Source organism: Mycolicibacterium komossense (genome assembly GCF_025822605.1).
Taxonomy (GTDB): Bacteria; Actinomycetota; Actinomycetes; order Mycobacteriales; family Mycobacteriaceae; genus Mycobacterium; species Mycobacterium komossense.
Genome location: NZ_JACKTY010000012.1, coordinates 89,361 through 113,831, shown reverse-complemented (window position 1 = coordinate 113,831; position 24,471 = coordinate 89,361). Strand labels below are relative to the sequence as shown.

Sequence of the window (24,471 nt, the reverse complement as noted above, 5' to 3'; positions counted from 1 at the left end):
GCTAGCTCGCGGCGCTGGTGCCCAGGATCGTCAGCTCCAAGACCAAAGCGATGGCGCTCACGACGACGACGATCGCCAAGGTCACCCAATCGCGGGTCTTCGGTGTCGAGGGCGCGGCGGAAATCTGCCCGGTGCCGCCGCGAGCGGCGATGGCATCACCCATCTCGTCGCCGCGGCGCAGCGCCACGGTGATGGCCGCCGCCAACAGGTCCACCATTTCCGCCGACCAGCGCTTGCGCTTGGCCCGCCGCGACGTCAGGACCGGCCGTGGCCGCAGTTTGCGGGCGGCATAGAGCACCCGGAACTCGTCGATCAACATCGGGAACGCCCGCAGCGCGAGCGCCAGCGCGACCGCCCAGTCCTCGATCGGCACTCGCAGCCGTCGCAGCGGCCGGCCCAATGTCGCCACCGCAGGGGCGAATTCGGAGACATTCGTCGTCCAGGACACCATCGCCCCGAGTGCCAGCAGCACGATCGACAGCACAGTGATCCGCAGGAAGTTCAGCAGTCCGCCGAGCCCGAACTGCATAGAGCCGAGCGCGATATCCGGACTGCCGCCGGCGAAGGCCGCCGTGACCCCACCCAAAATCAGCAACAGCCACAACCATTTCGGGACCGTGGGTAACGTGCCACGCGGAATACGCGCCAGCCAGATCGCCACGGCAACCATCAGCCCTACCGCACCGATCGGCACCCAGCCCGGATAGAAAGTCAGGAATACCCCGAGGCCGAACACCACGATGAGTTTGGTGCCCGCCCACATTTCGTGGATGACGGTCCGACCAGGGACGGGTCGCAGCAGCACAACAGGTTTCGGTTGCCGGTTCGTCGGTGGAGTCGAGGCGGTCGTCATGACATGCCCCCGGTGGGAGCCGGCGTCGGCTCCATCACGCCGTTGCTCAGGTGCAGCGTCCGTGGGCACAGCCCCTCCAGCCCGACGAAGTCGTGGGAGATCACGACCACAGTCAGCCCGGTCTCGCGGCGCAGATCCTCCAGCAGCCGCAGCAGACCACGCTGGCTGGCGGCGTCGAGCCCGGCCAACGGTTCGTCGAGAATCAACGCGCGAGGTTTGCGCGCCAGCAGCCCGGCCAGCGCGACGCGGCGCATCTGGCCGCCGGAGAGTTGGTCGATACGGCGCTTGGCCAACGCGGCGTCGAGCCCGACCGCTGCCAAGGCGGACAACACCCGACCATGATCATGCGGCGAAAACCCCGCGGCAGAGGCAACTTCGAGATCGACCCTGGCCCGCATCAATTGCAGCCGCGCCGCCTGGAAGGCGATCGCTACCTCCCCCACCTGTTCGTGGGCCGGTTTGCCGCCAACCAGGCAGGTACCCGTGCTCGGCGTGGTCAGGCCGGCCATGATCCACGCCAGCGTCGACTTACCGGAACCGTTGCCGCCGTGGATCAAAAGACCGTCGCCCTCGTTGACGACGAAGCTGATATCGCGTAGCGCGGTCTTGGCCCAAGGTGTCTTGTAGCCGTATTCGTGGCCGACCCGGTCGAGTTCCAACACGGGCGCACCGGACTGCTCACGTTCGATGGTGACGGTGGCCGCGGGCGCCTCAGCCTGCTCGACCATAGTGACGTTGTCCAGCGATTCGCTGAGGCTGATCGCCCGCCCGGCGGAAGCGGCTTCGTTGTTGTAGTGGGTGATGTGCACCAGCGACATCTGATGCCGCTGGGTCAACCCGGACAGCACATCGAGGAGCTGCTCGCGCCCGACCTGGTCGACCATGCTGGTGACCTCGTCGGCGATCAACAGGGCGGGGTCCCTGGCCAGCGCAGCGGCCACGGCCAAGCGCTGCAACTCACCGCCGGAGAGTCCGCCGGTGTCGCGTTCTTCCATCCCGGCCAGGCCCACTTCGCCCAGCAGCGCGGCGATATCGGTCTCGGTTCCCGGCGGCAGGCCCCAGACGACGTCATCGGCCACTCGGGTGCCGAGCACTTGGCTTTCAGGATGTTGCATGACGACCGCCGTGCCGCCGGCCCGGCCGAGGCCGACGACGCCGGGGCGCTCCACGAAACCTGACGTTGGCGGCCGACCGGCCAGGATCAGCATCAGCGTCGTCTTGCCGGAGCCGTTGGCACCGGTGATGGCGACGTGTTCACCGGTGCCGATGGTGAGGTTCGTCGGACGCAGCGCGTCATGCTGGGCGCCCGGATAGCGGAAGCTGACGTCATGCAGCCGCACCGGAACCGGACCCGCCGGTTCGTCGCCCGGAGACAGTTCCAGTTTGTGCACGTCCGGGATACCGCGTAACCGTTCCAGCACCCGGGACAGCGCCCACCAGCCGAGCAGCGAGACGCACATGATCGCGAAGATCGCGTAGGCCAGAATCAGCAGCTGCCAGTGGTTCAGTGCAGCCGCGAAGAGGCTCTTGAGATCATCAGCCGCGGGCGCCAGTGGCGGGATCCGCGTGAGCACCGCGGCCATCCCGTTCACGTTGGCACCCATCGACTCGAAGATGAGATGCCGCAACCGGGCAAGCACGTTCAACGCGGCGATCAGCGCGACCCCGAAGATGGCGCCGGCCACCAGCGAGGCGACGATCACCGTCGGCGTTCCACGGCCGCGGCGGCGAACGATGCCGGTCAAGCCGCCGATATAAGCACAGTTGATCACCGTCATGAAGCCGCCGAGGCCGGCAATCAGGAACGCGATCAGGCTGGCAGCCACGGTTGCCGCGATCAACACCCTGATCCGGTAGCGGTAGGCCAGCAGACCCATCGGAACGGTCCCGAGCAGCGACAATCCGGCGGCAAACGGCACGACGACGGCGATGATCGCAGTGGCCGCGCACAGTGCAGCCATCACCGATGCCTGCGCCATCTCGCCGGGCTGCAACGACCGTGCCCGCTGTGGCCGGGTCGCCTGGCTGGTCGCGGTCATGCCACGATTCTGCCAGGCAGCCGCCGCGAAGCGGTGGCCCGCCATCGGGAGCTGCGGTGAAACTGTGAGTCACCGCATGCGCGTCGAGGTTGTTCTACATAGCAATTCTATGTAAATTGGGCCCATGTCCCCTGCGCGCCCCCCGTCCGACGACACCGAACTCGGGTCGAGTCTGCTCGGTGTCGTCGCCCGGCTCAACCGCCTCGCCAATCAGCGCGCACAACCACCGTTGCCGTGGGCACAGGCCCGGCTGTTGTCGACCATCGAGGTCCAGGGCGAAGCCCGGATCTCGGATCTCGCCGCCCTGGATCACTGCTCACAACCGACGATGACCACCCAGGTCAGACGACTCGAAGACGCGGGCCTGGTAACCCGCACCGTCGACCCCGGTGATGCCCGGGCAGTGCTGATCCGCATCACCGCCGAAGGCTGCCGCACGCTGACCCGGGTCCGGGCCGACCGCGCGGCCGTCATCGATCCGCTGCTGGCGCAGTTGGACGACGCGGACCGTGCAGCACTCGGCGCGGCTGTCGATGTCATCCGACGCCTGCTCGACAACGCGCAGACCCCTAAATAATCAATCCAGTGAGGAGTGCCAGCGCCCGATGCTGCGCCAACCCAAGGCCGTCTGGGCCGTCGCTTTCGCTTCCGTAGTGGCTTTCATGGGAATCGGGCTCGTCGACCCCATCCTCAAACCGATCGCCGACAACCTCGACGCGTCTCCATCACAGGTGTCACTGCTGTTCACCAGCTATATGGCGGTGATGGGAGTGGCGATGCTCGTCACCGGTGTCGTGTCGAGCCGGATCGGGCCGAAACGCACCCTGCTGCTCGGCTTGGTGATCATCATCGCCGGCGCCGGATTGGCCGGCATGTCGGACACCGTGATGGGGATCGTCGGCTGGCGCGCGCTGTGGGGTCTGGGCAACGCGCTGTTCATCGCGACGGCGCTGGCCACCATCGTGAACTCCGCGCGCGGGTCGGTGGCGCAGGCGATCATCTTGTACGAGGCGGCGCTGGGCCTGGGTATCGCCGTCGGGCCACTCGTCGGTGGGGTGCTTGGCTCGATCTCCTGGCGCGGGCCGTTCTTCGGCGTCTCGGCGTTGATGGCCGTCGCACTGGTGGTCACCGTGTTCCTGCTGCCCGCGACACCTCCCGCTGCGCGGGCCACCAGCATCGCCGATCCGCTGCGTGCGCTGAAGCACCGCGGCCTGCTCGGCGTCGGGATCACCGCGCTGCTCTACAACTTCGGGTTCTTCACCCTGCTGGCCTTCACGCCCTTCCCCCTCGACATGAGCGCCCACCAGATCGGACTGATCTTCTTCGGCTGGGGCCTGGCGCTGGCGTTCACCTCGGTGGTGGTCGCACCGCGACTGCAACACCGATTCGGCACCGTGCGGGTGCTGGTGCTGAATCTGCTCGCCTTCTCAATTCTGTTGGCGGTCATGGCAATCGGAACCGACTACAAAGCCTGCCTGGCCGCGTGCGTCGTCGTCGCCGGTCTGTTCATCGGCATCAACAACACCCTGATCACCGAGACCGTGATGAAAGCCGCCCCGGTCGAGCGCGGCGTCGCCTCCGCGGCGTACAGCTTCCTGCGGTTCGGCGGCGCGGCCGTCGCTCCGTGGCTGGCCGGCACCCTCGGCGAGAATGTCAGCGTTCACCTGCCGTTCTGGGTCGGTGCGGGGGCGGTCCTGTTGGGAGCGGCCGTCCTGCTGTCCGCTCGCGGTCACCTCAGGCACATCGACGACGACGAGACCCCAGACGAGGAAGCTCTCGATGCAGCGGAGGCGCTGACCGTCGGCAGCGACAGCTGACCCGAACCCGCATGCACACCAGGCCCGGTCCGGCAGACTGAGCCACCATGAGTGTGCTGACCCTGCTCTCGACCACGCTGGTCCCGGTGGTGTCGGTGGTATCGACTGCCACCGTGGCGATCTGGACCAAGCGCCTCGACTCCAAGGCGAGGGCGGCCGATCGGTCGCAGGCGCTGCTGCTGGATTTCGAGAAACGGGCCGGCGAGGAGAAGAAGGCCGCGCTGAAAACCCTCCTCGCAGCCACCATGCGTGTCCGGCGCGGCGCCGAACCACTCGCCGGCGCCGACCAGACCGAAGGTCAACGTCGCGCCGAGGCCATCGAGGAGCTCTACGAATTCCGCGCCCGACTGGGTCTCGACGACGGCGTGGCGGAAGTGCTGATCTACGCCGCGGAGCCGGTGCGCCAGCTCACCGAACAGCTGCTCGACGAATGGGACCGGCAGTTCCGTGAGCACGGGTACTCGCTGGTCCAGTTGGACGCCTGCAAGCAGCAGCTCCTCGAAACCGTCGACGGCGAGCGCAGGTGGGTCGACCTCAAAGACGAAGAAGCCTTGTGGCTCAAACGACTTGGTGAAGCATCCACGCTCGACGTCGACGCATTGCTAGACCTGTGCAACCGCACAGTGGCGGCGGCTCGCAAAGATCTGCGCGGCGGCTACGGCGTCGAACTGGACTGACCCTCAGAGCGCCGCGCCGATGAGGTGCCCGACGACGAACGTCGCGGCGATCGCGAGACCGCCGAACACCAGCTGACGAAGTGACCCCGCCCAGATCGGCCTGCTGGTGAAGTGCGCGGCCAACCCGCCCGCGATGAGCAGCCCGATACCGCCGCACACCAGGCCGGCCGGCAGCGATTCGAGCCCCAGCAGATATGGCAGCAGCGGGATGATCGCGCCGATCGAGAACATCAGGAACGACGAGACCGCAGCCACTTTCGCCGACGGCTTCTCCTGCGGGTCGACGCCGAGCTCCTGTACGAGATGGAAGTTGACGGCCCGGGTCTCGTCTTTGTGGATGTCGGCCGTCGCCTGCTCGGCAGTCTCCCGGGACAGCCCCATATCGACGAACATCTTCGTCAGCTCGGCCCGTTCAGCCTGGGGATGCGCCGCGAACGCGCGGCGTTCCACCTTGACCTCGGACTCGATCTGCTCATTGGCCGTCGTGACCGACGTGTACTCGCCGAGTGCCATCGAGAACGCTCCGGCGAGCAGACCCGCCACCCCGCTGAGGACCACGGTGTGTGCGCTGGCGCTGGCAGCTACCCCGGCAATCAACGCGGTGTTGCTGACCAGGCCGTCCATCGCCCCGAACGTCGCGGCCCGCAACCAGCCACCGCTGACGTCGGCGTGCGTGTGGTCGAAGTCATGCGGCAACTCGCCATCAGGCCGTGGAACACCTGGTTGAACCTCAGACATGGCGCTATTGAACGGCATCCCGAACCAGCGCGGCTACTCAGGTTGACCTGCGTTAGCGGAGTCACGTTTGCGAGTCGCCGCTACCGGCTACCGTCGGGTAATGACCACCACGGCGGAACATCTGCAGAACACCCTCGACGGGCGCTGGCGCGACGTGAAGAACCGGGTACGTAAGGAACTCAGCGGCGAGGTATTCCGTCCGCACTACACTCCGAACACCGTCATCGCGCGCACGAAGGTCGGCGAACAGCTACGCATCATGGCCGCACAGGGTGCCGCCGAAGACGGCTTCTCCAAGGAGCACGGCGGAAACGGCGATGTCGGCGCCGCGGTCACCCAGATCGAGATGCTGGCGATGTCGGATCTGTCGCTGATGGTCAAGGCCGGCGTCCAGTGGGGGCTGTTCGGCGGGGCGATCGAGAACCTCGGCACCGAGCGCCATCACCAGGCCTACGTCCGGCGCATCATCGACCTTGATCTGCTGGGTTGCTTCGCGATGACCGAGACCGGCCACGGCAGCGATGTGCAGTCACTGGAGACCACCGCCACCTACGACCCGGCCACCGACGAATTCATCATCGACTCCCCCACGCCGTCGTCGCGCAAGGACTACATCGGCGGCGCCGCCCAGACTGCAACCGTGGCAGCGGTGTTCGCGCAGTTGATCACCGGCGGCGAGAGCCACGGTGTGCACTGTCTGTTCGTGCCGATCCGCGACGAGGGCGGAAACGACCTGCCCGGGGTGACCACTTCGGACTGCCACTACAAAGGCGGCCTGCCCGGCGTGGACAACGGGCGGATCATGTTCGACCACGTGCGGGTGCCGCGGGAGAACCTGCTCAACAAATACGGTGACGTGGCCGCCGACGGCACCTACACCTCGCCGATCGAGAACTCCAACCGTCGCTTCTTCACCATGCTGGGCACGCTGATCCGCGGCCGGGTAACCGTCGGCGGCAGCGCCGGCGCGGCCGCCCGGGTGGCGCTGGACATCGCCACCCGATATGCACTGGAGCGCAAGCAGTTCAGCGCACCCGACGGCGGTGGCGAGATCGTGATCATGGACTACCTGGTGCATCAGCGCCGGCTGTTCCCGTTGATCGCGCGCTCCTACGCCCTGCAGTTCGCACAGAACGAGCTGGTGGCCAAGTGCCACGAACTGCAGACCGCCGATGATCCCGACCCTGAGGAGCAGCGCGAGTTGGAGTCTCGGGCAGCAGGCCTGAAGGCGGCCAACACCTGGCACGCCACCAAGGCCATTCAGGAAGCGCGCGAGGCCTGCGGTGGTGCCGGCTATCTGGCCGAGAACCGGCTGATCGCCCTGAAGGCCGACACCGATGTGTTCACCACATTCGAGGGCGACAACCATGTGCTCACCCAGCTGGTGGCCAAGGAGCTGCTCACGGCCTACGCCGACGACATCAAGGGCATGAGCCCGGTGGAATGGGTGCGCTTCGCCGCCAACTTCGCCGGTGAACGCGTCGCGAAGCGGACCGCGGCGCAGGCGATCATGCAGACCATCGTCGACTCGCGGCAGGACAACGAGGAAGAAGGCAGCCTGTTCAACCGCGGCACCCAGGTCAAGATGTTCGAGGACCGCGAGGAGTACATGATCGCGTCGGTGGCCCGCCGACTGCAGGGCAAGTCCAAGGAGATGTCTGCCTTCGACGCGTTCAACGCCGTCCAGGACCACGTCCTGCATGCCGCCACCGCGCATATCGACCGGATCGTGTTGGAGGCCTTCGTGGCCGGTATCGACGCCTGTGCAGGCGACGCGGTAGAAGTTCAAGAGGCCCGCAAGGTCCTCGGCCTGGTGTGCGACCTCTACGCGCTGTCGGTGATCGAGGACGACAAGGCCTGGTACATCGAGCACCGGTTCCTGTCGACCGAACGCGCCAAGGCGGTCACCCGCGGCATCAACGACCGCTGCCGGTTACTGCGGCCCTACGCCGAGACCCTGGTCGAAGGATTCGGCATCCCCGAGCAGCTGCGCTACGCGGAGATGCTGCATCCGGAGAACCTGCAAGTCTGACTTGCTCCCCCGCCTGGACTCGAACCAGGAACCTGCCGATTAACAGTCGGCTGCTCTGCCAATTGAGCTACAGGGGATTGGCACTCCCGCGGGTAGCTGCTCCGCGGGCCGAGGAGTGACTCTAGCGTACTGGCCCCGTACTACTCAAAGCGCTTCCGCCGGCAGCGCGCACGGCCGTCGGTGAGGCAGGATGGAGGCAACGCAATCGCGCATAGTCGCGTCGAGACGAAGGACCTGGAGGCATCTGAGTGATCCGCTTTGTCGCCGTGCTGGGAGTCGGCTATGTACTGGGGTCGAAGGCCGGCCGGCGTCGCTATGAGCAGATCGTCGGCACGTACCGGGCAGTCACCGGCAGTCCGGTCGCCAAGTCCGTGATCGACGCAGGACGCCGCAGAATCGCCAACCGGGTGTCCCCGGATGCGGGCATGGTCGAACTCACCGAAGTCGATGGTCAGACGGTAATAATCCCGCCGCAGCAGCCGCCGCGGCAGTGACGGTCAGCCCAGCGGGACGTTGATCGTCTGCCCGGGCAGCAGCGGGCCGGTGCTGATACCGGGGCTACCGCTGTTGGGACCGCCGACGGAAATCCCGGGGCTACCGAAACCGGTCTGGCCGGCACCGCTGGAATTCGAGTACGAAATGCAGGTGCCAGTACCGCGAGCGCCCAGCCAGGCCAGGCATTCCGCCTGCGGGGTGCTGCTCGGAGTGGGGGCACTGAGGGCTGCATACGTGGGTGCGGCGACGGCAGCTGCCGCGAAGGCGCCGATGACGACAATCCGTCGGGCGCGACTCGCTGTGATGATTCCCATTGACGTGCCTTTCGTTCGATCAGCCTCTACAGCGTAAACCCGGTCGCCCGCTCACGCACTGAGGTCATCGCCGCTGGCCTGCTGCAGCAGGCTGCGCCGATATGCCTCCATGGCGACCAGGTCGCCGAACAAGGCGTGGTATTCGTCACCCTGCTCGACCGGCGACATGCGTTGCAACTTCGATTTGACCTCGGCGATCTGCCTGCCCACCCACACCTCCTGTAGCCGGGCGAGCACACTGGAAATGTAGCGCGGCAGTTTTTCCTCGTCCTCGACGCGAATGCCTTCGACACCCAACTCGTTGACGAGTGCACCTGCCGCGGGCGACAACGCCTGTTGACGCACCGCGTCGATCCATTGCGCACCGCCGATCCCCGCCGAGGTGCCCCCCGCCGCCTCGATGGCGACGCGGACGGCGGCGTAGCCGGGATGGGTGAAGCTCTCGACGGTCAGCGAGTCGAAGACCGGGCCGGACAACGCCGGGTATTGCAGGGCCGATTTGAGCGCCTCGCGCTGCGGCCACAGGGTGGGGTCCTTCGGGTTCGGCCGCTGCGCCGGCGTCGATTTCTCGGGGGCGTCCTGCGCGCCCGGACGCCGACTGTCGGTGCGGGCTCCCCTGCCATGCTGGACCACGCCACCTTTGGCCCCCGACGCGCCCTTGGCCCCGTCGCGGACCCGGCCGATCACCTGTGCGACATCGTCCCAACCGACCCAGCCGGCCAGCTGCCTGGCGTACTCGTCGCGCAGCGTCGGATCCTTGATCAACGACACCATCGGCACGCAGCGCCGCAGCGCGGCCACCCGGCCCTCGGCACTGTCGAGGTCCATCTCCGCCAGCGCCGTGCGAATTGCGAACTCGAACAACGGTGTTCGCCGTGCCACCAGATCCCGCAGCGGACCGTCCCCGGATTTCAGCCGCAGATCGCAGGGGTCCATCCCGTCGGAGGCGACCGCGACGAACGACTGCCCGGCCAGGTTCTGTTCACCTTCGAGGGCCTTGACTGCGGCAGCGCGACCGGCGGCATCACCGTCGAACACGTAGATGAGCTCACCGCGAAAGAACTTGTCGTCCATCATCAATCGGCGCAGCATCGCCAAGTGCTCGTCACCGAACGCGGTGCCGCACGAGGCGACGGCGGTGGTGACGCCGGCCAGGTGCATGGCCATGACGTCGGTGTAGCCCTCGACCACCACCGCCTGATGCCCCTTGGCGATATCACGCTTGGCCAAGTCGAGGCCGTAAAGCACCGACGACTTCTTGTACAGCACCGTTTCGGGGGTGTTGACGAACTTGGCTTCCATCCGGTCGTCGTCGAACATCCGGCGGGCCCCGAAGCCGATCACCTCGCCGCTGGCGGCCCGGATCGGCCACAGCAGCCTGCGGTGGAACCTGTCCATCGGGCCGCGGTTGCCTTCCCGCGACAGCCCGGCCGCTTCAAGTTCTTTGAACTCGAAGCCTTTCCGGATCAGATGCTTGGTCAGCGTGTCCCAGCCCGACGGCGCCCAGCCACACCCGAAGTGTTTGGCGGCCGCGGCGTCGAAGTTGCGGTCGGTCAGGTAGCGGCGGCCCGGTTCGGCCTCCGAACTCTCCAGCGCCTCGGCGTAGAACTCGGCGGCAGCGGCGTTGGCGGCGATCAGCCTGCTGCGGCTGCCACGGTCGCGCTGCACGTTGGTGTTCGACGCACCGGTGTAGGTGACGGTGTAGCCGATCCGGTCGGCCAGCATCTCGACGGCCTCGACGAACGTGATGTGTTCGATCTTCTGCAGGAAGGCGTACGCGTCGCCGCCCTCACCGCAGCCGAAGCAGTGGAAATGCCCGTGGTTGGGCCGGACATGGAACGAGGGCGACTTCTCGTCGTGGAACGGGCAGATACCTTTCAGCGAGTCGGCGCCCGCTCGGCGTAGCTGCACGTAGTCGCCGACGACGTCTTCGATGCGGGTGCGTTCCCGGATGGCCGCGATATCGCGATCGGGGATGCGGCCGGCCATCGGATCAGTCTAAAGGTCTGGGCGAGCGCGCTTCGTGCACTCGTTCCAATCGGGTCTCGGTATAGGACGCGATCTGGTCGACCACGACGCGCAGCCGGGCTCCGTCATCGCCTGCCGCGGCGAATTCGGGCGCGAACTGCGGATCCAGACTGCCCGGTGCCTGCGCCCACAAGATCAGCGCGACCTCGTGGATGCGGGTCCGCTGGTCGGTCTGAATCTGCAGGTGATGGTGATCGGACATGATGAACTGGAGCGCCAGCATCTTCAGGATCGCCACTTCGGCGCGGACCAGGCCAGGGACGGCCAGGTCGGTGTCGAATCGAGCCAGTGGGCCGGTACCGGCGACAGCCCTGGTTTCGGAGATCGCGGCGTTGGCGAAGCGGCCGACGAGCTCGCTGGTCAGCCGTTTGAGCGCCACCGACGCGGCCAGCGTGCCGTCGTACTTGCCGACCGCTGCCACCACCGGCATCTGGGACAGTCGCTCGGCGGCGGCCAGCAGATCCTCGGACGCCGCGGCCGGGAACGACTCGACGCCGAGGCGGGCCAGCGTCGCCGCCGCGTCGGGATCGGCCAGCACCCGCAGGTCGATCCGGCCCGAGATCACGCCGTCTTCGACGTCATGCACCGAATAGGCGACGTCGTCGGCCCAGTCCATCACCTGAGCTTCCAGGCAGGGCCGCTCGGCAGGGGCACCGGCGCGCATCCAGTCCGCGGCGGTCGCGTCATCGTCGTAGAAGCCGAATTTCCGCCGACCCGGCGAGCGTCGCCACGGGTACTTCGCCACCGCGTCCAACGACGCCCGGGTCAGGTTCAGCCCCGCGGAACGGCCCTCGGCGTCAAGCACTTTCGGTTCCAGCCGGGTGAGGATCCGGAAGTTCTGCGCGTTGCCCTCGAATCCGCCGTAGGCGTCGGCGATCTCAGCGAGCGCCCGCTCCCCGTTGTGCCCGTAGGGCGGGTGGCCGATGTCGTGGGCCAGGCCCGCCAGATCCACCAGGTCGGAATCGCAGCCGAGCCCGATCGCCATCCCGCGACCGATCTGCGCCACCTCGAGCGAATGGGTCAGCCTGGTGCGCGGGGTGTCGCTCTCGCGTGGTCCGACGACCTGCGTCTTGTCCGCGAGCCGGCGCAGGGCAGCACAATGCAACACGCGGGCCCGGTCGCGGGCGAAATCGCTGCGATGCTCGGTGTCGGTTCCCGGCAGCGCGGCAGCTTTCTCGGCCTCCCGCACCGGACGCTCACGATCGAAATCGTCGTAGCGGTCCTTCTGAATGGTGCTCACTGAGGCACAGTCTGCCAGGGAGGTCCGTCGGCACCGCGCGGCCCATTACATTGGCGGTCATGCGCGCAACCACTCGAGTACTCGGCATGCTGCTCGCAATTCTGACGGCCTCAGTTTTGCTCGCGCCTTCTGTCCTGGCCGATCCGCCATTCCGGCTGCGCGACTACGTCACCGATAGCGCCAATGTGTTGTCCACCGCGGAGCGGGCGCAGGTGCAGAGCGCGGTCGACGAGCTCTATACGGCGAACAGGACGCGGCTGTGGGTGGTCTACGTCGACACCTTCTCCGGGCGCACACCGGTGAACTGGGCCCAGGACACCATGAACGCCAGCAGCTTCGGCGACCAGGACGCGTTGCTAGCCGTCGCGGTCGGGGACCGTTCCTACTACTTCCAGCCGTCCACCTCGATGTCCGCCTCCGACGCGGCATCGCTGCGCCGCAACAACATCGAGCCCGCTTTGCACTCCGAGAACTGGACCGGAGCAGCCGTCGCGGCCGCCACGGGGTTGACGATGTCCAACTCGGCCGGCTCGGGGATGTCATCCGGGATGTCATCCGGGATGTCGTGGATGACCTTGGTGATCGCCCTGGCCGTCGTGGCGGCGTTGGTCCTGGTCGCGTGGCTCTGGCTGCGCCACCGCAAGCACAACCGCCGAGAGGCCGAGCTCGCCGCGGCCAAACAGGTGGACCCCACCGATCCCGACGCGCTGGCGACGGTATCCCTCGATGCGCTCGATGATCTGTCCAAGATCATTGTCGTCGACGTCGACAATGCGGTTCGCACCAGCGATGGCGAACTGGCGCTGGCCGTGGAGGAATTCGGCCCCACCCAGACCGAGCCGTTCAGCGCCGCCGTCGCGGCCGCGAAAACCGCACTCGCACAAGCCTTCAATGTCCGACAGATCCTTGACGACGCCGTCCCGGAGACACCGTTGCAACGACGGGATCTGCTCACCCGGGCGATCGTCGCGGCCGCCAAAGCCGACCGCGCACTCGATGCACAGAGCGATGCGTTCGCGAAGTTGCGCGACCTGTTGATCAACGCGCCAACCCGCCTGGACGCGCTGACCCAGCAGATGGTGGCGCTCAGTGCGCGGATCGCCCCGGCCGAGCAGACACTGGCCGGGCTGCACAAGCAGTTCTCCGAGGTGGCCCTGGCATCGGTTGCCGGCAATGTGGACGAAGCGCGCGATCGCCTGGCGTTTGCAGACCAGAATCTGAGCACCGCGCGGAATCTGGTGAGCAGACCCGCCGGCGACCAGACCGGCTTGATCGACGCGATCCGGGCGATCGAAGGCTCGCTGGGTCAGGCACAAACCCTGCTCGACGCGGTCGAGAGCGCCTCCGCCGACATCAACCGGGCCATCGCCGGGCTCCCTGCCGAGATCATCGATATCCAGAACGGCATCGACCAAGCCGCCGAGCAACTGGCACAGCCGAATACACCGTCATCACCCGAACTGGGAGCCGCGCGCGATGCCGCCGTCCAGGCGGTCGCCGACGCGAACAAGGACGGCAGCACCGATCCGCTCGGTGTCTTCACCCGATTGACCAAGGCCGATGCCGACCTCGACCGGGTCCTGGCGAGTATCGCCGAGTTCCGCCAGGAGGCTCAGAAACAGGCCAGGATACTGGAGCAGGCACTGTTCACCGCGCAGTCGCGGGTCAAGGGGGTATCGGATTTCATCGACACCCGCCGCGGAAGCATCGGCTCTGAGGCGCGCACCCGGCTGGCCGAGGCGAACCGCCAGCTGGAGGCGGCCGAGGCCAAGCGCAGCACCAACCCGGCCGAGGCCATCGCGCACGCCAACGGTGCGTCCACGCTGGCCGCACAGGCGCAGACGCTGGCCAATGACGATGTCCGCAACGCGCAGCGGGCGTACGCGCCGCAGTACGGCGGCAACAACTCCGACCTGGGCTCGGTGATCGGCGGCATCATCATCGGCAGCGTGCTGCGGGGCGGCTTCAACGGCAGCGGGATGGGCGGCAGCTGGGGCGGGAGTTATGGCGGGGGTCGCAGCATGGGGCGCCCGACGTCCTACGGCGGTTCGTCGAACTCCTCGGGCCGTGACTACAGCGGTGGCGGCGGCGGCCGGTTCTGAGCGACACGCTCATAGGTCTTCCGGCTGGCCGGGGCTACGCGCTGTCCGCGTGGCGGTAGTCGTCGGTCGACCTCAGCCCCGCCGCAGCCGCCTCGTCGACGATGATCACCGCGTGCTGGTGGCGCTGCAAGATCGAGGCCGGGCACTGCGTGGAGACCGGCCCCCGAACTGCGCGGGTGATGGCTTCGGCCTTGGACGTACCCGTGGCGATGAGCACTGTGGTCCGAGCCTCCATGATCGTGCCCAAACCTTGCGTCACGCACTGCACGGGTACGTCCTCGGGCCGCTCGAAGAAGCGCGCATTGTCTCGTCGCGTCGACTCGGCGAGCAACGCGATCCTGGTGCGGGAGTCGAACGATGAAGCGGGCTCGTTGAATCCCAGGTGGCCGTTGCGTCCTATCCCCAGAATCTGCAGGTCGATTCCGCCGGCGCGGGTGATGTCGTCCTCGTACTGACGACACGCGGCCACGAGGTCGTCACCGACGCCGGCCGGCACGTGCACGTTGCCAGGGTCGAGCCTCAGTGGTCCGGTCACATTCGTATCGATGACGTGGGCATAGCTGCGGGGGTCGTCAGGAGTGAGCCCGACGTACTCGTCGAGGGCGAATCCCCGCACGGCGGTCATGTCGAGACCGTCGGCCACCCGGGCCGCCAACTCGGCATAGAGGCCGAGAGGACTCGACCCGGTGGCGAGACCCAGCACCGCGTTCGGCGTGTCGCGAATCATGTCGGTGACCACATCTGCCGCAGCAATAGCGACACCGTCGGCGTTCGCTGCAATGATGATTTCCACGTCAATCCTCATTCCTTGTATAACGATGTAGCCAGTTGTCGAGTAATCGGTCGGGCTGCGGACGTTGGACAGCAGATCCGAGGTACGGCATGACCGGTAGACCCGCCCACCCTGGAGGATTTGTGACCGAAGGCGCTCCGCACGCCGGCGCACGATCGCGCGACAAGGGATCCCCACGCGCCCTTCGGTATCAGCACGTCTACGACCTCGTCGTGGCGTTGATCGAGGACCAGGGAATGCGCGAGGGCGATCAGCTGCCGAGCACGGCCGAACTCGCCGACATGGCCGGCGTCAGCGTCATCTCGGTGCGCCGAGCGCTGGATGAACTCGCCCGTAGCGGGAAGATCGTCAGGCACCAGGGCGTCGGAACGTTCGTGGCGCCGCAGCGGCTGGTGAGTGAACCATCGCGCCCGGGTGCGCTGTTGGAAACCCTCCGAAGGCGGGGCGGGGAGGTCGAACTCGACACCGAGCTGGTGAGCATGCTCGTCGGCCTGCCCAGCGCCAAACATGCTGCGGCACTGGGCATCGACCCCGGTCAACCGGTGTGGGAGATCTGCCGGCTCCGTAGTCTGGGTAGTTCGCCGAAGGTGCTCGAGAAAGCCGTGCTGCCGCTGAGCATCGTTCCCTCTCTCGAGGAGAATCGCATTGCCGACGGTGGCTCTCTCTACGGCTTTCTCGCCGAACGCTATGGGTTCACCGACGACTTCGTCGAGCAGGTCTTCGAAGTCGACCAGCCAAACTCCTGGGAGCGCAACCACCTTCGGCTGAACGCCAAGGACAATGTGGTCCGAATACGGGGCATCAGCGTGAACGCGGCCGGTGTCGCCTTCGACAGCTTCCAGCAGACCTACCCCGCGCGCGAATTCCTGTTCTACGTCTCCGGTAGCTCCGGGCCCCGACTGATGGAACCCGACGACAACGGGCCGTGGTCGGTGCGCCCCCTGGGGGCTACCCCACCGCCCGCGCCCGCCGATTGAGAGCTCCGATATCGAACGATCTGGTGTAACGCTCACGATGCGTGATGGTGCCGCGGATCCGGACTCGGCACACTGGCCAGCAGCTTCCGGGTGTAATCCGCGGCGGGCTCGTTCACGATCTGCCACGGTTCACCGGCCTCTACGATGCGGCCATCGCGCATCACGATGATCCGGTCCGCATAGGCCGCTGCCGTCGAGAGATCGTGGGTGATCATCAAGATGCCCATTCGATACTCGCGCCGAAGGCGGTCGAGCAGCTCCAGGACGCCGGTCCGCACCGAGACGTCGAGCATCGATACGGGTTCGTCGGCCAACAGCAGACGCGGCCGCAACACCAGACTGGCCGCGATGGCGACTCGCTGGCGTTGTCCCCCGGACAGTTCGTGCGGATAACGGCTCGCAAGCACGTCGGGATCGAGACCTACATCTCGTAGCGACTCGGCCGCGAGGTCCCGCCGCTCGCGCCGGCTGCCCCCGATGCGGTGCACCAGAAGGGGTTCGATGACGGTGTCTTCGACGCGCAGTCGACCGTCGAGCGCCTCGTACGGGTCCTGGTAGATCATCTGGATGTTTCGGCGCAGTGGTCGCCACTCGCGAGCGCCGAGCCCAGTGGTCTCGACTCCGTCGATGCGGATGGAGCCCGATCGCACCGGTTGCATGCCGAGGATTGCCTGCAAAGTGGTGGTCTTGCCGCAGCCGGACTGACCTACGAGTGCGACCAACTCCCCTTCGGCGACGCTGATGTCGACATCGGCGACAGCGTCGGTGGGCTTGGTCGGCTCACTGTTCGTCGGCGCCGACGACGTCGCACGGGAGAACCGACGGCGGCGTGTCGAACGAGCCAGGTCGCCGTAGGTGACGCGGAGGTTCGAGACCTCAAGCAGCGGTTCGGGCGTCGAATCGGGCGCGGTCGCCCGGCGGATATCGTCGAGGTTGGGCGTCGATTCGAAGAGCGCACGCGTGTAGGGGTGCGCCGGTCGACGGTAGAGGTCGTCCACCGGACCTTCCTCGACGATCTCACCGCCACGCATCACCGCTGCCCTGGTGCAGGTCTGTGCGACCACGCCGAGATCGTGAGTCACGAGTACCAGAGCCAGCCCGAGCTCCGTCGAGAGCCTGACCAGCAGCCTCAGTACCTGGTCCTGAACCATGACGTCGAGCGCCGTGGTCGGTTCGTCTGCAAGAAGCACCTTCGGCTCACAGGCCAACGCCATCGCAATCACGGCGCGCTGCTTCATACCGCCGGACAACTGGTGCGGATAACTCGCATCGCTGCCGGCGGACAGTCCGACAAGGTCCAGCAGTTCCCGGGTGCGCTCCACCGCGATCCGCCCGCGGGCGATCCCATGAACCTCGAGGGCCTCGCGGATCTGCCACCCCACCGTCTTCACCGGGTTGAAGGCGCTCATCGCGCCCTGGAAGACCATGGCGATATCGGTCCACCGATGCGCGCGAATACTGTTCTCGCCGTGGGCGATGACGTTGCGGTCATCGATGAGCACTTCACCGCCGACGGTGGCCGAGGCGGGGAGCAATCCCATGGCGGCCAGGATGGTCGTGGTCTTGCCGCACCCGGATTCGCCTACCAGGCCGACCCGCTCGCCGGGCGCCACTGTCAGCGAGACGTCCTTGACGGTGTGGGTGGGCTCGCCACTGTGACGATCCCGGGGGTCGAACCAGACGTTGAGGTTCCGGAGTTCGAGTGCGTTCCGCTCGGTCACAGCGCATCCCTCCCGCGCCCGACGAGGGGTCGCAGCCGCCACGACTTCGTCGACAGATACGACGCTCGCAGTCGTGGATTCAGTCCGTCCTCGATCGAGTTGCCGACGAGGTAACAACCGACGATCAATGCGGCGACACACAATCCGGCGGGCACGATCGCCCACCATGCCCCGATGCTGACGGCCCCACGTTCGAAGGCGTGTTCCATAATGGTTCCCCACGTCACGGCCGTGGGATCGGACAGCCCGAGGAATGCCAGTGCCGTCTCGTTGAAGATGGCGAGCGTGATCGCGAGCACGGTGTTGGCGATCAACAGCGGCCCGAGCTGAGGCAGGATGTGCGTCAGGATGATTCGGGTGTGGCCGGCACCGATCGACGCCGCCCGGCGGACATAGACACGTTCACGCAACGACTTCACCTGGGCCCGCACCACCCGCGCCGTACTGGTCCACATCAGGAAGCCGATCACCATGATCACGTGACTCAGGCTCGGACCCCACACCGCGGCGACCACGATCATCAGCACGATCTGCGGAATGACCATGAAATAGTCGGTGATTCGCATCAGGACGGTGTCCACCCAGCCACCGAAGTAGCCCGAGAGCACACCGAAGATCGCACCGATGAAGATCGCGATGACGGCGGCCGTGAAGCCGACGAACATCGATACCTGACCACCCTGCAACACCAGGCTGAGCATGTCGACGCCGCCATCGTCGCATCCCAGCCAATGCTGAGCCGACGGAGCCTCGAACACACCGCAGCTGGGCGTAGACGTGCTGTAGGGCTTGAGGAACCGCGAAAACAGCGCAGCCCCGAGGAACACCCCGATCACGATGAGTCCGATGATTGCCGGAGGCGTCGCCATCGCGGTGCGCAACGCTCCCCACACCCCGGAACGGCGCGCCGGCGCCAGTTGCGCCGCCGCCACGATCTCCTCGCTCACTGTGCCACCCGCGGGTCGAGACGGAAGTACAGCAGGTCGGCCACGTAGTTGAGGACGACGACGGTGATGGTGATCGCGAGGAAGCCGCCCTGCAGCATCGGGTAATCGCGTTGCAGGACTGCGTCGTACAGCGCGCGACCGATTCCCGGCCAGGAGAAGATGACCTCGACGAGAATGGATCCGCTGACTACCGCACCCAGCGACAGCGCCACCTGGGTGATGGTCGGCAGTGCCGCATTGCGTAAGGCATAGGACCAGATGATCCTGCGGCGGGACAAGCCCTTTGCGCGCGCGGTCAAGATGTAGTCCTCCCCAAGGGTTTCCAGCATGGCCGACCTGACGATCAGAGCGTTCTCGGCGTAGAGCGTGAGTACCAGGGTCGCCACCGGCAGGGTCATGTGCCGAACCAGGTCGACGAAATGCTCGCCCGATGATTGGTCGATGGCGAAGGGATCGGTCATTCCCACCGACGGCAGGACGCCGGCGAACAGGATCAGCAGCATCATCCCAAGGAACTGGGTGGGAAATGCGTAGAACGCGACGGCAACACCGGTCGCGACGTGATCACCGATCGTGTTGCGCCGCACCGCCGCATAGACCCCGACCGCCACGCCGACGACGATCGCGATGACCGTGCCGACGGTGACCATCGGAAGCGTGTTGCCGAAGGCCTCGATCAGGTTGTCCAGCACCGGCTGCCGATTGGTGAACGACACCCCCAGATTGCCCTGGAAGAGCTGCTGAAGGTACAGAATGTACTGCTGCCACACTGACTTGTCGAGCCCGAACTCCACTTCGAGCGCATGCCGAAGCGCCGGTGAAGCGTTCGGTATTCGCGACACCCGCGTCACGGCATCGCCAGGAAGCACGCGAAAAAGCACGAAATTGACGGTCAGGGCGACAAGGATGGTCACTACTGCGAAGAGCGAGCGCTTCCAGAGATAACCGCGCACCCACATTCCTTCCTGTTGACGCCTATCGGACGAGTCATCATACTAAGCACGTTAAGTGAAAATGACGTTAAAACGGCCCCGTCGATCAAGGCGGTCACCGAGTATTTGCACCCTTTTACACTCCCGCGCTCCCCCGTTCCGGGTAGCCGGCCCCAGGAGGTAAGGACTTAGATGAGGTTCAGACGAGTTCTCGCGGTGATCGCCAGCGTCACAGTCGCGGCGGCGATATCGGGGTGCGGGGGTTCCACGAACTCTGGTTCGGCGTCCTCGGTGCTGCGGATCGGGGTCAGCGCGACTATCGACTCGCTCAACCCATTCGTGTCGAGTTCTGACTACAGCAGCGTCGCATTCCAATACGTGTACCCCCATCTCACCGAGTACGACACGACGGATATGTCGATCAAGCCCTCGTTCGCGCAGAAGTGGGAGACCTCACCGGACGGCTTGACGTGGACCTTCGACTTGGTCAAGGACGCCAAGTGGTCGGATGGACAACCCATCACCGCCAAGGATGTGGCGTTCACGCTCAACACGATTCGCCAGTTCCAGGACGGTTCCGCGGGCAAGCTCGCGGGCTTCATGCAAGGGATGACCACGTCGGTGGCCGATGCCGACGACCGGTTAACCCTGACCTACTCCGAGCCCGTTTCCAACGTGCTCGCCCAGATGACACAGCTGCCCATCCTGCCCGAGCACATCTGGTCGCAGTATGCCGCCGGTGACGGCAAGGCGCTCACCACCTTTCAGAACGAGGCGCCGATGGTGTCGGGCGGGCCGTTCTTACTCAAGGACTACAAGAAGGATCAGCTCGCACTGTTCGAGCGCAACCCGAACTGGTGGGGGGCGACCAAGCCGCAGATCAGCGGATTCGGGCTGCAGATCTTCGCCAACTCCGATGCGATGGTGACGGCGTTGAAGACTGGTCAGGTCGACATGATCGGCGAGTCCACCCCGGCCACCACGGTCCCGTCCCTCAAGGACGCGGGGCTCAACGTCGAAACAACCGCCGGAACGGGCTTTTACAACCTCATCATCAACACCAACCCCAAGAAGAAGAATCATCACGAGCTGCTCAACCCCCAGGTGCGCAAAGCCTTCGAGTATGCGATGAACCGCGACGAAATGGTGCGCACGGCGTGGCTCGGCATGGCCACACCCGGGTCCACGATCGTGGCGCCGGCCACCGGTTATCACGACACCTCGATAGCGGCCCTACCCTTCGACCCGGTTCAAGCCAACGCCATCCTCGACGGTCTTGGATACGCGAAGGGCCCGGATGGCATTCGATTGGCGGACGGCGTCCCCATGAGCTATGAGGTGATCTTCCCGACCGAGATCAACGGCGCGGGCGACCGGATGTTCCAAATCGCCCAGAACGACCTGCACGGCGTGGGGGTCAACCTGATCATGCGCAAGATGGACACCGATGCCGCTACTGCGGCCATCGAGGGGCCCGACGGCACCTATGACGACTTCGACCTCGCTATGTGGGACTGGGTCCCGCCGGTCGACCCCGACTTCCAGCTCAGCGTTCTGACGTGTGCGCAGTGGGGCAACAACAACGACAGTGGCTACTGCAATCCCGAGTACGACAAGCTCTACGCAGCCCAGGCGGTGGCGCGTGACCGCACCGAACGGCAGAAGATCATCAACCAGATGCAGCAGATCGCGTTCGACGACCGCCCCTACATCGCGCTGCTCTATCAGAACGTCATCGAGGCGCATTCACCCAAGTGGACGGGATTCCTGATGTCACCGCTGGTGGGATCGGTCAACAACCTTTCGACGCAGACCCTGCTCCAGGTGCACCCGACTCAGTGATCACCTCATCGATTCGCCTCGCGCCCAGCGACTTCGGTCGAACACTGGACAACCATCGAGACGCCGACGTGGTCGTTGGCCTCTACGCCGGTGAGCACGGAGTCCTCGGCGGGCGGGGGGCAACCCTCGTTCGCGACACTCTCGGCGCTGACCTCGTCGAACTGGCCGGCGCCGACCCAGACTTCGACGGCAGTCCCTCGGCGCGTTCGGTAGCAACCGTGCGGGGGCCGTCCGGCCCCGTGCGGGTGGTGATGGTCGGTCTCGGGCCCCGGATCGAGTCGCCGCACACGCTCTTCGATGCCGCCCTGGCCACGAAGGCAAGTCGTGCGATCGTCTCCACCCTGCCCATGGAGACCGACGGCACTCTCGGCGCAGTCGCGCAGGGTCATGCGATCGGCGCGTGGCGGTATCACCGACACCCCGGCGAGCCGGGTGCACCGATACCGGTGCACCTGGTCGACGACTCCACCTCCGACGCCGATTCCGTACTGCGCCGCGCCGCGATCGTGGCGCGGGTGACCGGATGGGTCCGCCAGTTGGTGGAGACACCACCAAATGCACTATCCCCCAATGACTTCGCCGATTCCATCGCTGCTCTCGCCGCCGAGATGGCCGAGGGCAAGGTGACCGTCGAGACGTGGGACGAGACGACGCTTCGGGCGCGGGGCTTCGGCGGCACTCTCGGGGTTGGCGCCGGAAGCGCCCATCCTCCGCTGGTTGTCGAGTTACGCATCGACGGCGACGGGCCCGTAACCGCCTTGGCCGGCAAAGGAATCACGTTCGACTCGGGTGGCATCAACCTGAAACGCGATGCCGGCGAATTGAGCTGGATGAAGTCGGATATGGCCGCGGCCGCTTCCGTGGCGGCTGCAGTGATCGCCTCGGCGGCGTTGGGCCGCACCGCTCCGATCGTCGCCGCGTTACCCGTGGCAGAGAATATGCCGGGCGGGACGGCACTTCGGCCAGGAGATGTCGTATCCCATCCGAATGGCCGGACGACCGAGGTTCTCGACACCGACTGCGAGGGCCGGCTCGTTCTCGCCGATGCACTGGGTTGGCTGTCCGGGCTGGGTCCGTCACAACTCATCGACGTCGGGACATTGACGGACTCCGGGGCAATCGGTCCCGCGTTCTGGGGCTGCTGGGCAACCTCTGCCGAATTGGCAACGGCTCTCGTCGGTGCGGGGTCGGTCGCCTTCGACCGCGGGTGGGTCTTGCCCCTGCATTCCTCGTATGTGTCTTTGCTCCCGTCGCGCGTCGCCGATATCGCCAATGCGGCTCCCGATGCTCAGGACTCGGGACAGCTTGCCGCTACCTACCTGCGCACCTTCGTCGGTGACGTGCCGTGGGTGCACATCGACAACGGTTCGTCGGCGTGGCTCGAACGCGACGCCCACCCGTGGCCGGCGGGGGCCACCGGGACGCCCCTGCGAGCCCTGATCGAGTTCTTGCAACCTTCCGAAAAGGAGTTGTGATTCGACGGTATGCATACTTAGTATAATAAGTACGCTCAGTCGAGCCACAGAAAGAGGAAGTGCACGCCATGACGACGTTTGACACCGCATACGCCGAGCGAACGGCCACCACCAAGGCTCTCTACGAGCGCGCGCGCCGCACCGTTCCCGGTGGCGCCGGAAGCACCGCGCGGTTGCCGCGCAACGGTTGGAAACCGTACCCACTGTTCATGAGCGAGGGCCGCGGCTCGCGACTGCGCGATGTCGACGGTAACGAGTACATCGACTACCTGCTTGGTCTCGGACCGATGATCCTGGGTCACCGCCACCCCGAGGTCACCGCGGCCGTCACCGATGCGATCGCCCAGTACGGCACGTGCTTCGGGCTGCCCTACGAGCTCGAGATCGAGGCCGCCGAGAAGGTGGTCGCCGCCGTACCCGGGATCGAGCAGATTCGCTTCACGAACTCCGGGTCGGAGGCCGTCGGAACGGCCGTGCGCCTGGCTCGTGCGACCACCGGACGCCGGTTGATCGTTCGCTTCGAAGGCCACTACCACGGCTGGCAGGACACCGTGTACTGGTCCAACCACGTTGATCCGGCTCTCGCGGGTCCGGCTGATCACCCGCGGCCCGTGGCGATGGGTGGCGGCGTCCCGGCGGAGTTGGCCGACACGCTCATCGTGCTCACCTGGAACGACCCGGAGAGTTTCGTCCGACTCATGGAGGAACGCGGCGATGAGGTGGCCGCGGTGCTCACCGAACCTGCCGTCTTCAACACCGGCTGCATCCTGCCCGAACCCGGCTATCTGGAACTCTTGCGCGAGCAGACCACGAAGTACGGTGCGATGCTCATCTTCGACGAGGTCATCACCGGATTTCGGTTCGCCCGCGGCGGAGCCCAGGAATGGTTCGGCGTCCATGCCGATCTGACCACGTATGCCAAGGGAATCGGTGGCGGATTCCCGGTGGCAGCGGTCGCGGGGACAAGGGAGGCTATGCGACTCATCGCCGACGGCACCTACTCGCACTCGGGAACCTACAACGCAAACGTCGTGCAGTGCGCCGCAGTGTCGGCCACCATGGACGTACTTGCGACACCTGGACTCTACGAGCGGCAGCGCGCGCTCGGCGACCGGCTTGGCCGCGGCCTCAAAGCCATCGCCGACGAAAAGGGTATCGACGCCTATGTGGAGGGTATCGGTACGGTCTTCCAATTGTGGTTCACCGACCGACCGATCAAGAACTGGCGCGACGCCGCGGCACATGCCCACGAAGACGTGTTCACGCGGTGGTATCAGGAGATGGTGGTGCGTGGCGTCCTGTTCCACCCGTTGCAGTTCGAGAATCTCTTCGTCTCATTGGTGCACACCGACGCCGATATCGACGAGACGCTCACCGCAGCCGAGGACGCACTTACCGTGGTGGCGCGTGAGTTGTAGCGTGCCGCCGGCCGGCGGGTGGGGATCGCGC

At 66.1% G+C, this 24,471-nt stretch carries 20 protein-coding genes and 1 tRNA gene; 10 read left to right on the top strand and 11 right to left on the bottom strand.

What is annotated here, in order from left to right:
* Position 1: 1 nt before the first annotated feature.
* Together H7J73_RS02495 and H7J73_RS02490 are read right to left on the bottom strand one after the other, a co-directional pair.
* Positions 2 to 853 (bottom strand): CbiQ family ECF transporter T component, encoded by an 852-nt coding sequence (locus tag H7J73_RS02495; protein WP_264065658.1) that lies wholly within the window; start codon positions 851 to 853, stop codon positions 2 to 4.
* Positions 850 to 2,892 (bottom strand): ATP-binding cassette domain-containing protein, encoded by a 2,043-nt coding sequence (locus H7J73_RS02490; RefSeq protein WP_264065657.1) that lies wholly within the window; start codon positions 2,890 to 2,892, stop codon positions 850 to 852. Before H7J73_RS02490 ends, H7J73_RS02495 begins: the two co-directional genes overlap by 4 nt.
* 124 nt (positions 2,893 to 3,016) lie before the next feature.
* On the opposite strand from H7J73_RS02490, the gene H7J73_RS02485 reads away from it, so the two are divergent.
* From H7J73_RS02485 to H7J73_RS02475, 3 genes are read left to right on the top strand one after another with little or no spacing between them, the layout of a single operon-like run.
* On the top strand, positions 3,017 to 3,469 hold the full coding sequence (locus tag H7J73_RS02485) for a MarR family winged helix-turn-helix transcriptional regulator (RefSeq protein ID WP_264065656.1): 453 nt from the start codon (positions 3,017 to 3,019) through the stop codon (positions 3,467 to 3,469).
* Between the two features lie 28 nt (positions 3,470 to 3,497).
* Positions 3,498 to 4,709, top strand: coding sequence for an MFS transporter (locus H7J73_RS02480; RefSeq protein WP_264065655.1), 1,212 nt, complete (start codon positions 3,498 to 3,500; stop codon positions 4,707 to 4,709).
* Between the two features lie 47 nt (positions 4,710 to 4,756).
* On the top strand, positions 4,757 to 5,386 hold the full coding sequence (locus H7J73_RS02475; protein ID WP_264065654.1) for a hypothetical protein: 630 nt from the start codon (positions 4,757 to 4,759) through the stop codon (positions 5,384 to 5,386).
* A gap of 3 nt (positions 5,387 to 5,389) precedes the next feature.
* Here H7J73_RS02475 and H7J73_RS02470 read toward each other — a convergent pair whose 3' ends face one another.
* Complete coding sequence (locus H7J73_RS02470) at positions 5,390 to 6,124, bottom strand: VIT1/CCC1 transporter family protein (RefSeq protein WP_264065653.1); 735 nt, start codon at positions 6,122 to 6,124, stop codon at positions 5,390 to 5,392.
* Between the two features lie 100 nt (positions 6,125 to 6,224).
* On the opposite strand from H7J73_RS02470, the gene H7J73_RS02465 reads away from it, so the two are divergent.
* On the top strand, positions 6,225 to 8,156 hold the full coding sequence (locus H7J73_RS02465) for an acyl-CoA dehydrogenase family protein (protein ID WP_264065652.1): 1,932 nt from the start codon (positions 6,225 to 6,227) through the stop codon (positions 8,154 to 8,156).
* 4 nt (positions 8,157 to 8,160) lie between these two features.
* On the opposite strand, the gene H7J73_RS02460 is transcribed toward H7J73_RS02465, so the two are convergent.
* Positions 8,161 to 8,233, bottom strand: a tRNA-Asn gene (locus tag H7J73_RS02460).
* A gap of 171 nt (positions 8,234 to 8,404) precedes the next feature.
* Here H7J73_RS02460 and H7J73_RS02455 point away from each other — a divergent pair.
* A complete protein-coding gene (locus H7J73_RS02455) occupies positions 8,405 to 8,650 on the top strand; it encodes a hypothetical protein (protein WP_264065651.1) in 246 nt (81 codons plus the stop codon).
* Between the two features lie 3 nt (positions 8,651 to 8,653).
* On the opposite strand, the gene H7J73_RS02450 is transcribed toward H7J73_RS02455, so the two are convergent.
* The 3 genes from H7J73_RS02450 to H7J73_RS02440 are packed head-to-tail and all read right to left on the bottom strand — an operon-like array spanning position 8,654 to position 12,233.
* Positions 8,654 to 8,965, bottom strand: coding sequence for a DUF7155 family protein (locus H7J73_RS02450; RefSeq protein ID WP_264065650.1), 312 nt, complete (start codon positions 8,963 to 8,965; stop codon positions 8,654 to 8,656).
* Between the two features lie 51 nt (positions 8,966 to 9,016).
* On the bottom strand, positions 9,017 to 10,954 hold the full coding sequence (gene dnaG / locus H7J73_RS02445; protein WP_264065649.1) for a DNA primase: 1,938 nt from the start codon (positions 10,952 to 10,954) through the stop codon (positions 9,017 to 9,019).
* A gap of 4 nt (positions 10,955 to 10,958) precedes the next feature.
* Complete coding sequence (locus H7J73_RS02440; protein ID WP_264065648.1) at positions 10,959 to 12,233, bottom strand: deoxyguanosinetriphosphate triphosphohydrolase; 1,275 nt, start codon at positions 12,231 to 12,233, stop codon at positions 10,959 to 10,961.
* Between the two features lie 59 nt (positions 12,234 to 12,292).
* Between H7J73_RS02440 and H7J73_RS02435 the strand changes: the two genes are divergently transcribed.
* Positions 12,293 to 14,335, top strand: coding sequence for a TPM domain-containing protein (locus H7J73_RS02435; protein WP_264065647.1), 2,043 nt, complete (start codon positions 12,293 to 12,295; stop codon positions 14,333 to 14,335).
* Positions 14,336 to 14,369: 34 nt separating this feature from the next.
* Here H7J73_RS02435 and nagB read toward each other — a convergent pair whose 3' ends face one another.
* Complete coding sequence (gene nagB / locus H7J73_RS02430; protein WP_264065646.1) at positions 14,370 to 15,128, bottom strand: glucosamine-6-phosphate deaminase; 759 nt, start codon at positions 15,126 to 15,128, stop codon at positions 14,370 to 14,372.
* Positions 15,129 to 15,250: 122 nt separating this feature from the next.
* Between nagB and H7J73_RS02425 the strand changes: the two genes are divergently transcribed.
* On the top strand, positions 15,251 to 16,105 hold the full coding sequence (locus H7J73_RS02425) for a GntR family transcriptional regulator (RefSeq protein WP_264065645.1): 855 nt from the start codon (positions 15,251 to 15,253) through the stop codon (positions 16,103 to 16,105).
* A 32-nt stretch (positions 16,106 to 16,137) separates the two neighbouring features.
* Here the strand turns inward: H7J73_RS02425 and H7J73_RS02420 are convergent, their stop codons facing one another.
* The 3 genes from H7J73_RS02420 to H7J73_RS02410 are packed head-to-tail and all read right to left on the bottom strand — an operon-like array spanning position 16,138 to position 19,732.
* The gene (locus H7J73_RS02420; RefSeq protein WP_264065644.1) at positions 16,138 to 17,826 is read right to left on the bottom strand and encodes an ATP-binding cassette domain-containing protein; all 1,689 of its coding nucleotides are present in this window, start codon (positions 17,824 to 17,826) and stop codon (positions 16,138 to 16,140) included.
* Positions 17,823 to 18,773 carry an ABC transporter permease gene (locus H7J73_RS02415; protein ID WP_264065642.1) on the bottom strand — a complete coding sequence of 317 codons (951 nt, stop codon included), beginning with the start codon at positions 18,771 to 18,773 and terminating at the stop codon, positions 17,823 to 17,825. The genes H7J73_RS02420 and H7J73_RS02415 overlap by 4 nt, the downstream gene beginning before the upstream one ends.
* Positions 18,770 to 19,732 carry an ABC transporter permease gene (locus H7J73_RS02410; RefSeq protein ID WP_264065640.1) on the bottom strand — a complete coding sequence of 321 codons (963 nt, stop codon included), beginning with the start codon at positions 19,730 to 19,732 and terminating at the stop codon, positions 18,770 to 18,772. The genes H7J73_RS02415 and H7J73_RS02410 overlap by 4 nt, the downstream gene beginning before the upstream one ends.
* A gap of 165 nt (positions 19,733 to 19,897) precedes the next feature.
* On the opposite strand from H7J73_RS02410, the gene H7J73_RS02405 reads away from it, so the two are divergent.
* From H7J73_RS02405 to H7J73_RS02395, 3 genes are all read left to right on the top strand, one after another.
* Complete coding sequence (locus tag H7J73_RS02405) at positions 19,898 to 21,547, top strand: ABC transporter substrate-binding protein (protein WP_264065639.1); 1,650 nt, start codon at positions 19,898 to 19,900, stop codon at positions 21,545 to 21,547.
* Positions 21,544 to 23,022: a M17 family metallopeptidase gene (locus H7J73_RS02400; RefSeq protein ID WP_264065638.1), complete on the top strand. Its 1,479-nt coding sequence runs from the start codon at positions 21,544 to 21,546 to the stop codon at positions 23,020 to 23,022. Before H7J73_RS02405 ends, H7J73_RS02400 begins: the two co-directional genes overlap by 4 nt.
* Positions 23,023 to 23,090: 68 nt before the next feature.
* Positions 23,091 to 24,440 carry an aspartate aminotransferase family protein gene (locus H7J73_RS02395; protein ID WP_264065637.1) on the top strand — a complete coding sequence of 450 codons (1,350 nt, stop codon included), beginning with the start codon at positions 23,091 to 23,093 and terminating at the stop codon, positions 24,438 to 24,440.
* The last annotated feature ends 31 nt before the right edge of the window (positions 24,441 to 24,471 follow it).

Coding starts and splice junctions, on each gene's coding strand:
- H7J73_RS02410 (WP_264065640.1), bottom strand. CDS start 19,732: ATGTGGGTGCGCGGTTATCTCTGGAAGCGCTCGCTCTTCGCAGTAGTG.
- dnaG (WP_264065649.1), bottom strand. CDS start 10,954: ATGGCCGGCCGCATCCCCGATCGCGATATCGCGGCCATCCGGGAACGC.
- H7J73_RS02480 (WP_264065655.1), top strand. CDS start 3,498: ATGCTGCGCCAACCCAAGGCCGTCTGGGCCGTCGCTTTCGCTTCCGTA.
- H7J73_RS02490 (WP_264065657.1), bottom strand. CDS start 2,892: ATGACCGCGACCAGCCAGGCGACCCGGCCACAGCGGGCACGGTCGTTG.
- H7J73_RS02470 (WP_264065653.1), bottom strand. CDS start 6,124: ATGTCTGAGGTTCAACCAGGTGTTCCACGGCCTGATGGCGAGTTGCCG.
- H7J73_RS02485 (WP_264065656.1), top strand. CDS start 3,017: ATGTCCCCTGCGCGCCCCCCGTCCGACGACACCGAACTCGGGTCGAGT.
- H7J73_RS02465 (WP_264065652.1), top strand. CDS start 6,225: ATGACCACCACGGCGGAACATCTGCAGAACACCCTCGACGGGCGCTGG.
- H7J73_RS02450 (WP_264065650.1), bottom strand. CDS start 8,965: ATGGGAATCATCACAGCGAGTCGCGCCCGACGGATTGTCGTCATCGGC.
- H7J73_RS02495 (WP_264065658.1), bottom strand. CDS start 853: ATGACGACCGCCTCGACTCCACCGACGAACCGGCAACCGAAACCTGTT.
- H7J73_RS02395 (WP_264065637.1), top strand. CDS start 23,091: ATGACGACGTTTGACACCGCATACGCCGAGCGAACGGCCACCACCAAG.
- H7J73_RS02475 (WP_264065654.1), top strand. CDS start 4,757: ATGAGTGTGCTGACCCTGCTCTCGACCACGCTGGTCCCGGTGGTGTCG.
- H7J73_RS02435 (WP_264065647.1), top strand. CDS start 12,293: ATGCGCGCAACCACTCGAGTACTCGGCATGCTGCTCGCAATTCTGACG.
- H7J73_RS02405 (WP_264065639.1), top strand. CDS start 19,898: ATGAGGTTCAGACGAGTTCTCGCGGTGATCGCCAGCGTCACAGTCGCG.